The organism is Achromobacter sp. AONIH1 (assembly GCF_002902905.1).
GTDB lineage: Bacteria > Pseudomonadota > Gammaproteobacteria > Burkholderiales > Burkholderiaceae_B > Achromobacter.
Genome location: NZ_CP026124.1, coordinates 2,040,128 through 2,047,922 on the forward strand (window position 1 = coordinate 2,040,128; position 7,795 = coordinate 2,047,922).

Genomic DNA, 7,795 nt, shown 5'->3' on the forward strand with positions numbered 1-7,795 from the left:
GTGGCTTCGTCCTGATGCATGGAAAACCCGACTCGATATAGGTGGCGTCGACGCGCTTCCTGTCTAGAAAGCAGAGAGAAAAACCATGAGTGACATCATCATCGCAGGCTTATTTATCGGTCTGACTGCCACTGCGCTGTCGGATTTGTGGGCCGTGTTTCTCGAAAAGGTGTTCAAGGTACCGAATTACGGCTTCGATGCCGTGGGCCGCTGGATTGGGCACATGACTCGCGGACGATTCTTCCACAAGCCGATCTTCGCGTCGCCTCCGATTCCCGGCGAAAAAGCGATCGGCTGGATCGCACATTACGCATTAGGCGCTGCGTTTGGTTTCCTGCCAATTCTGCTCGGTGGCGGCACGGACTGGATTGCCGATCCGACGTGGGCAGTGGCAATCGCAGCAGGTCTTCTCACGCTCGCGGTACCGTTTTTCATCGTCGTTCCCGCATTCGGCATGGGAGTCCTGTGCTTGCGCACGCCGGATCCCTGGGCGGCATGTCGCCGGGGCGTAATCTCGCACCTGTACTACGGCATTGCGCTCTACATCGCCGCAATCGTCTTTGCGATGCTGATGCGCTGATGAAGGTCGATGGTGCGCTTCTGCATCAAGCGGTACTGGATCCGGAGTATGGATTTTTCCTTGCGCCCATGACCCGAGGCATGCGGCTCACGACAGCGGTGGAGCTCGGTGTGCGCGATGCGCCATGCACACTGGTTCAGCTCGCTGCGGTCGAGCCAGTGGCGCGCCGCATGCTCCCGCTTTAGGAGCCGGTCGGGCCGGAGTCATGGACGGGATGTCGCCGGTGTACGCCGAATATGATGCCGATTATTGGGCCTGCCCCGAAGCACAAAGGCATGTGGTTCGCATTCGGGCATGCACGCATATCACGGTTTGACGCTCGATTCCGTCACCGGCGGATTGATTGCTGAAATGATTCCTGGCGAAACCGCGCTCGTCGATCCAACACCATTTCGAGCGGATCGGCTTTGATGAATATGGACATCTGCTCGGAATGGAGATGTGGGAGTGGAAAAGGGGGATGCTTCGTGGTTAAAGTCGCTTGAAGAAATTCGGTGAGCTCATCGAACCTCTGGCTCTTCGTGATCCTTTTTTGATCTCGGCGATCATCCCGCGCCCGGATCAAGTGTCCCCAGCTGCGTTTTTTGTGTTTGTCCGAAATAGGTCGAAATGATGCAGAACGTTGTTAAAGTTGAAGTCGCTCATGAAGTGTTCCGTATCGGTCATACAAAAGACTACGAGGGAATGCTGGTCAAGAAATTCTTCGTGGTCGCCGAGTTGGAAAGCGGAGAGTTATACGTCCATTTGCCCGGTTTCCAAGGCTGGGAAATTGAGGCGCGTCCCGAAGAAGATGATGTAATTCTGTTCGATACTTCCGAACTCGCACAGGAACGTGCTGAGCGCGTTTGTCGGCACATGAAAGACAATTTGGCAACCGGAAAGCCGCTGAATATGGATGCGTGGCAATTTCTCCGTATGGTGCACGTCAGGAAACCCTAGACGCCGCTGCATGACATGCCGGACATGGAAACGAAGGTAGGGGAGATCAATCGGCGGCGTATACAGAGGTCCAGAGCTTCGTGGCTCTCAAATCAACCACGATCATGACGGTAGCGCGTGCGCTGAATGATCCGAGAGGTCCGGTGGCCTATTGAGAAGCTGATCCCACCGACACGTCCTAGTGCGTCTTGTCAGGTTGTTCGAAAGCCGTAGATCAAAACAAAGTTGTGACCGTTTGCGAAGCAAAGATGTGACTTCGCTGCCCGACGCTGGCAGCGCAGCCCCATTTCCAGCTGTCAACTGCGGAGGCGTGCAACTCGTTAGGTGAAGGACATCGAACATTGCGGGATATCTTGGTGCTGTGAATTCAGACGGTCAGTGCAACACCCTCTTGAAAGTCTGATGAGTAGAGGTGTGCAATGGTCCGTATTTACGGTGCCATGACCGCAGAGAGGAAGTCTCGGGTCTGGGATCTGTGGCGCAAGGGGACCCCGATGAGCTCCATTGCACGCGACGTTGCCAAGCCTCCCGCGACCGTTTTTTCATATCTTCTGTACCTCGGAGGCATCATGTCTCGGACTAGGACGCGCCGTGCCGAATGCCTATCCACAGAAGAGCGAGAGTCGATCTCTCGGGGACTGGCCGGTGGTGCGAGTTGTCGAGCTATTGGTCGCGAGTTGAGCCGGTCAGCATCGACGATCTCGAGAGAGGTGCGTCGCAACGGCGGGCCGGCGAAGTACCGGGCGTACGATGCTGAAAAGCAATTTTTGAAGCGTGGTCGGCGCCCGAAGCCTTACTTGCTATCCAGTGAGCCTGAGCTGCGCGATATCGTGACACGTTTGTTGGAAGCTGACTGTTCGCCCGAACAGATTTCAGGATGGCTGAAACGCCAATCTCCTGACGGAAAGACGATGTGAATTTCTCACGAAACAAGCTATCGATCCCTGTTTGTTCAAGCTCGCGGCGTCCTTCGAGAAGAAAAAAAAAGCACCAGCGAACCCAGCGAACGTTTCGCCATGCCAGACCCCATCAGGCAGCCAGGTCAGGTGGAATTCCCCACGGTATCTCAATTCGTTCTCGTCCTGCGCAGATCGAAGACCGCGCATTGCCAGGGCATTGGGAAGGCGATCTTATTGTGGGAGCAAATCAGAGCGCTATCGCCACGATCGTCGACAGAAGTACGCGGTTCACCGTGCTTTGCAAGATCAAGGACAAGCGGGCCGAAACCGTCACTCGAGCCCTTGTTGAGCAGATGCGCCAGCTTCCTGTTCAACCAAGGAGAAGCCTGATCTGGGACCGCGGGGTTGAGTTGTCTGCGCACAGGCACTTTAGTACTGCTACGAATATGGCCGTCTACTTCTGCGATCCGTGCAGCCCGTGGCAGCTAGGCAACAACGAAAATACAAATGACCTGCTACGCCAATACTTACCAAAAAAGCAGGCTTGGCCAACTATACGCAGTGCGAGCTTGATGACGTTGCCGCCAAGCTAAACTCCCGCCCCAGAAAAACGTTGGGGTTCAAGACCCCGGCCGAAGCGCTGGACGCAATGTTGCACTGACCGTCTGAATCCACGCGGACCAATTCGGGGCTAGGGTCAATACCAATAAGGTTGCGACCAAGATCTGTCCTACGACTAAAGTCTGATGTCGCGGGCTGGCAATGCTGCTATTGTGCGTCCGCCACGGACTAGGGTCTGTGCGCGCGGTGGATGCGCGGCCGCATCATGAAAAAGAAATTGCGAAATTAATTTCATCGCAGATTTCAATATATATCGAATTTGTGCCTATATAAATTGAATTAATTTCGGCCTTGGGGTTTTCCATGAAATGCAGGGTAAACACCGGCTGGGATTCGAGTGTTCCTGAAAATACCCGGTGCTATGCTCCGCTCCCGGAATTTGCAGCACCGATATGCAGCCTTTAGTACGAATCTGATCCGCCACGGATTGTCATGGTCCATGCGCGGCGCCATATGGTCTTGTCGTTTGCGTCTTGATTCCATGTCCATGCAACCGCCCACCTTCGACTTCGTGCTGCGCCAGCCCGTACTGTTGATCGGTGCGGAGCCGCTGGCGCGGCGCCGGCTGGAAGGCCTCCTGCTGCAGTTCGGCTACGAGCCGGAATCGCTATGTTCCGCCGGGTCGATGGCCGAGGCCCGGGCCAGCTTATCCCGGCAGCCCGCGTCCGTGGCGCTGGTGGACCCGGACCTGCCGGACGGCAACGGCATGGACCTGATCTCCGAGATGTACGCGGCCAATCCCGACATGACGATCGTGGTGGTGTCGGCCTGGCGTTTCGAGGAAGACGTGCTGGCCGCGCTGCGCGCCGGCGCCTCGGGCTATGTGTTCAAGGAGCGCGACGACATCGAGGTCGGCGCCGCCATCCGCAGCGCGCTGAGCGGCGGGGCGCCGCTGGATCCCTTCGTGACGCGCCGCCTGATCCAGGAATTCCGGGGCCCGCCGGTGGAACTGCCCGACGCGGCGGGGCCCCTGAGTCCGCGCGAGAGCCAGATCCTGAGCCTGGTGGCCGCGGGCCTGGGCAACCGCGAGATCGCCGAACAGCTGCATCTGTCGCGCTACACCGTCGAGCGCCATATCAAGCACATCTACCGCAAGCTGCTGGTGTCGTCCCGCACGAAAGCCGTGCACGCCGCACGCGCGCACGGCTGGTTGGATTAAGCACATTCCCTATTCGAATTTAAAGACCAGTCTGAGCAGAAATACCCAATTTCAGGCATAGACGGCTGGCGACAGGATTCGTTCTAATTGTTTCTAATCTTAATGAGGCCCGGTGAGATTCGGGCGGCAGTCTTGCGCGTGGGAATGGCGGAAATCCGGGGGTTTCCAATAATCGCGCGGCGCGCGCCACATTCATGTCGGCGAAAAGACACGTAACAGTTTTACAGGGGGTTTACCAAATGTCCGCAACCGCTTTTTACGAACGCGCCGTGGCGCTGGACCGCGCCGCGCACCAAGACACGAAGATCCAGATCCAGCCGGATCACTATGCCTTCGCCCGCGACACCAACGCGCTGCCCATCGCCGCCAGCGAGTTCGCCGACGCCGGCCGCCACTATCCCATCGTCTTCGTGGGCGACGAGCACAACAATTTCCACGTCGCCGTGCTGCTGGGCCTGGAAGATCGCTCCAATCTCTTCGTGACGCCGGACGGCATGTGGCAGGCGGACACCTATGTGCCGGCCTTCGCGCGCCGCTATCCCTTCGTGCTGGGCACCACGTCCGAGGCCGAACGCCTGGCGGTGTGCATCGACGAGTCCTATCCCGGCATCAACAGCGCCGAGGGCGTGGCGCTGTTCGAGGACGGCAAGGAAACCGGCTACCTGACGCAGATGATGGAATTCCTGCGCGTCTTCCAGGGCGAGATGGAGCTGACCAAGCAGATGGCGCAGCGCCTGAACGAACTGGGCCTGCTGACGGCCAAGACCATCACCATCTCGCAGGCCGACGGCGAGCGCTACCTGAGCGGCTTCTGGGTCGTGGACGACCAGAAGTTCGCCGGCCTGGACGACGTGCGCGTGGTCGAGCTGCAGCGCGCCGGCATCCTGCGTCTGATCGAGCTGCACCGAGCTTCGCTCGGCAACGTGCCGCGCCTGGCGGCGATGCTGGACGACCAGCGTCGCCAGCGCGCCCAGCAGCAGGAGGAAGTCTCGTCCTCCACCGACGCCGCGCCGCGGCAAGCGGCGGCCTGAGCCTGGCGGCTGGCATGACGACCGCGACGCTGACACCGGCGCCCGGCGCCGGCGACGAACAGGTGCACATCCCCCTGCATACCTTGCGGGGGGAGCGCCGCCTCTGGGCGGACCGCCTGTTGTCGCTGTTCAAGGACAAGCAGATCGACGGCGTCGAATGGTCGATGAAGTTCTCGGCCGCCGGCCTGGTCGGCAACCGCTTCCTGCTCGGCGTGCGTCGCGAGCATTGGCGCCAGCTGGATTTCTCGACGCTGTCGCGCCAGCTGGCCATTCCGCAGTCCCTGTGGCTGCGGGTGATGCAGGACATGGAGCAGGCGCGCGCCATGTTCTTCGCCTACGAGCCGGACATCGGCGACGGCGGCACCTATCGCATCTACCTGGAATTCATGCCCGCGCCCGAGGCGTTGCGCCAGCACGGCGTGTTGCCGCTGGGCTGCGGCTACAAGTGGCATCCGGAAGATGAGAGCGTGGCGGCCGTCACGGCCTATCGCATGCGGCATCTCGACAGCCGCGCCGCCTTCGAAGGGCATCTGCAAGCTTATCTGGAGCGGCTGGCCCTGCCGGTGCTCCGAGGAACGGCCCGGGACGTCATCGCCCGCGCCGCCGAGGCCGCCGATCCGGCGGGCTTCATGTTCCTGGAAGTGGACGAGGCCGACACCCGGCGCGACTCCTTCACCGTGACTTTCCGTGGCGCGCATCTGCCGCTGCGCGATTTCATTCCCGATCTGTTGCGCCTGGCCGGGAGCCTCGCCTTGCCCGAGAGCGAGGTGCTGGCCCTGCTGGTGCCCGACGAGCCGCGCAGCCTCTACAGCCTGGCGGCCGGCACGGCGCGGGACGGACATGAGTTCCTCACTGTTTACTATGACTGATCTCCATCGATACACCATGCGCCGCCGGCGCTGGATGACGCCGGCAGCCCTGGCCGCCATGCTGGGGCTGACGGCCTGCGCCGCGCGCGCGCCGCAGCAGACCGAAGCCACCCCCGCGCAGATACAGACCGACGCGGGCCTGCTGCGCACCGATCCGGTGGGGCCGCAGGAGCGCGACCACGCGCTGCCCGCGCCCAGCGCCCGCATGGACCAGGTGGCGGCCTTGCCGGCGCCGCGCTTCGACGACAAGACGCAGCTGCCCGCGCCGGCCGCGTACCGGGCCGACGAGATGCCTGCCTACAACGCCGCCGAGCTGCCGGCGCAGGCGGATCCCATGACGCTGGATCAGGTCTACATGATGGCGCTGCAGAACGATCCGCAGCTGCGCGGCGCCTACCAGGAACTGCAGGCGGTGGGCTATGGCGTGATGGCGGCCCGCGCCGGGCTGCTGCCCAGCGTGACGGGCGAGGCCAACCGCTCGCGCGTCAAGCAGAACGTGATCAACAGCCAGAACGCCGTCTACCAGACCGGCCAGGCCAACTGGAACGAGAACGGCTGGGCGCTGACCCTGACCCAGCCCATCCTGGACCTGGGCGCCTTCCACAAGTGGCGCCAGTCGCAGGAAGCCGAGCGCAAGGAAGTGGCCAGCTACGCCTATGCCCAGCAGGACCTGATGCTGCGCACGGCCACCGCCTACCTGAGCATCCTGGCCGCCCAGGACCAGATCGAGCTGACCGAGGCCGAGCGCAACACCACCCAGAAACAGATGGAGCTGGTGCGCGCGCGCTACCGCAGCGGCCAGGAAACCGAGGTGGGCGTGAGCGAGGTGCAGGCCCGCCTGGACCTGCAGGAGGCCAACACGCTGCTGGCCCGCCACGACTACCTGGACAAGCAACAGGGCCTGCAGGAAATCATCGGCTACGGCAACGTCAGGCTGCACCGCGTGCGCAAGGACCTGCCCATGGCCGTGCCACAGCCCAACGACGTGCAGGTCTGGCTGCGCACCGCGCTGGAGCAGAACTGGTCGATCCGCGCGGCCTCGGCCGCCGTGGCCGTGGCCGAGAAGGAAGTATCGGTGCAGCGCGCCGGCTACTACCCGAGCATGGCGCTGCGCGCCTCGACCGGCCGCAACGAGACCGGCGGCAGCCTGTTCGGCGGCGGCAGCACCGTCGGCGACACCCGCGTCACGCTGAACCTGAGCGTGCCCATCTTCCAGAGCGGCTACACCTACGGCATGAGCCATGCCGCCGCCAGCCGGCTGGGCGCGGCCTCGTCCGAACTCAGCCTGGCGCGCCGCAAGGTGCAGCGCCAGGTGTTTTCCTCGTTCCAGAACATCGTCATCGGCATGGACCGCATCAAGGCGCTGAACAGCTCGGTGCAGTCGTTCGAGCTGGCGCTCAGGCAAAAGGAAGAAGGCTTCAAGGCCGGCCTGAACGACGTCGTCAGCGTGCTGGACGCGACGCGCAATCTTTACAACGCCAAGCGGCAGCAGGCCGAGGCGGGATACAACTTCGTGCTGGACGGGCTGAAGCTCAAGCAGGCGGCGGGAACCTTGAACGCGGCGGACATCGCGGCGATCAGCCAGCAGATCCTGTAGTCCTGCCTGGCGGCATGAACAGACAGGGCCATCCCGGCGGGATGGCCATTTCCGATCTAGGCCGGAACGGATCCGGCGACATTGAACATCGGGTAGCGAT

At 61.8% G+C, this 7,795-nt stretch carries 8 protein-coding genes and 1 pseudogene; all 9 read left to right on the plus strand.

The genetic code is table 11. The features are described from left to right. Window positions 1–85: 85 nt before the first annotated feature. On the plus strand, window positions 86–580 hold the full coding sequence (locus C2U31_RS09430; RefSeq protein WP_103272607.1) for a DUF2938 family protein: 495 nt from the start codon (window positions 86–88) through the stop codon (window positions 578–580). 11 nt (window positions 581–591) lie between these two features. Then, window positions 592–991, plus strand: a pseudogene (locus C2U31_RS30955) (NAD(P)/FAD-dependent oxidoreductase); the annotation flags it as partial. A gap of 198 nt (window positions 992–1,189) precedes the next feature. Next, on the plus strand, window positions 1,190–1,519 hold the full coding sequence (locus C2U31_RS09440; RefSeq protein ID WP_103272609.1) for a hypothetical protein: 330 nt from the start codon (window positions 1,190–1,192) through the stop codon (window positions 1,517–1,519). A gap of 569 nt (window positions 1,520–2,088) precedes the next feature. Continuing rightward, window positions 2,089–2,436 (plus strand): transposase, encoded by a 348-nt coding sequence (locus C2U31_RS31205; protein WP_369869783.1) that lies wholly within the window; start codon window positions 2,089–2,091, stop codon window positions 2,434–2,436. Next, entirely contained in the window at window positions 2,433–3,011 is a 579-nt protein-coding gene (locus C2U31_RS31210) for an IS30 family transposase (RefSeq protein WP_199770979.1), read from the plus strand. The genes C2U31_RS31205 and C2U31_RS31210 overlap by 4 nt, the downstream gene beginning before the upstream one ends. A gap of 509 nt (window positions 3,012–3,520) precedes the next feature. Continuing rightward, complete coding sequence (locus tag C2U31_RS09450; protein ID WP_103272610.1) at window positions 3,521–4,198, plus strand: response regulator transcription factor; 678 nt, start codon at window positions 3,521–3,523, stop codon at window positions 4,196–4,198. A 239-nt stretch (window positions 4,199–4,437) separates the two neighbouring features. Next, the gene (locus C2U31_RS09455) at window positions 4,438–5,229 is read left to right on the plus strand and encodes a SapC family protein (RefSeq protein WP_103272611.1); all 792 of its coding nucleotides are present in this window, start codon (window positions 4,438–4,440) and stop codon (window positions 5,227–5,229) included. 14 nt (window positions 5,230–5,243) lie between these two features. Beyond that, window positions 5,244–6,098 (plus strand): hypothetical protein, encoded by an 855-nt coding sequence (locus C2U31_RS09460; protein WP_103272612.1) that lies wholly within the window; start codon window positions 5,244–5,246, stop codon window positions 6,096–6,098. Then, window positions 6,091–7,695, plus strand: a complete 1,605-nt coding sequence (locus C2U31_RS09465; protein ID WP_233772715.1) for a TolC family outer membrane protein — start codon at window positions 6,091–6,093, stop codon at window positions 7,693–7,695. Before C2U31_RS09460 ends, C2U31_RS09465 begins: the two co-directional genes overlap by 8 nt. Window positions 7,696–7,795: the final 100 nt, after the last annotated feature.

Coding starts and splice junctions, on each gene's coding strand:
- C2U31_RS09430 (WP_103272607.1), top strand. CDS start 86: ATGAGTGACATCATCATCGCAGGCTTATTTATCGGTCTGACTGCCACT.
- C2U31_RS09440 (WP_103272609.1), top strand. CDS start 1,190: ATGATGCAGAACGTTGTTAAAGTTGAAGTCGCTCATGAAGTGTTCCGT.
- C2U31_RS31205 (WP_369869783.1), top strand. CDS start 2,089: ATGTCTCGGACTAGGACGCGCCGTGCCGAATGCCTATCCACAGAAGAG.
- C2U31_RS09450 (WP_103272610.1), top strand. CDS start 3,521: ATGTCCATGCAACCGCCCACCTTCGACTTCGTGCTGCGCCAGCCCGTA.
- C2U31_RS09455 (WP_103272611.1), top strand. CDS start 4,438: ATGTCCGCAACCGCTTTTTACGAACGCGCCGTGGCGCTGGACCGCGCC.
- C2U31_RS09460 (WP_103272612.1), top strand. CDS start 5,244: ATGACGACCGCGACGCTGACACCGGCGCCCGGCGCCGGCGACGAACAG.
- C2U31_RS09465 (WP_233772715.1), top strand. CDS start 6,091: ATGACTGATCTCCATCGATACACCATGCGCCGCCGGCGCTGGATGACG.